A 238-nucleotide genomic window follows, 5' to 3' on the forward strand; every position below is an offset into this window, starting at 1 on the left:
TCTTGATAAATGACTTTATCTTCATTTCCTATTTGAATCGACAATACATCACGATATATAAATAAAAGCATATCCAGACCTGTTTCTTGAAGGTCTTTCTCTTTGAAAAAAGGCATCCATTGATCCTGTATATAAAAAAATGCATGTTCTTTTCGCTGGTGTAAGACTTCATACAATTTTATCACTTTCGCTCTAGACTCTGCAAACTGATCATTTCGACTTAATTCGAGTGCTTCTG

The 238-nt window shown here is 33.2% G+C and carries 1 pseudogene; it reads right to left on the minus strand.

The features are described 5' to 3' along the window. A pseudogene (locus SB658_RS27315) lies at positions 1-238 on the minus strand (DNA polymerase III subunit delta'); the annotation flags it as partial.

Source organism: Bacillus sp. SIMBA_008 (assembly GCF_046535495.1).
Classification (GTDB): domain Bacteria; phylum Bacillota; class Bacilli; order Bacillales; family Bacillaceae; genus Bacillus; species Bacillus subtilis.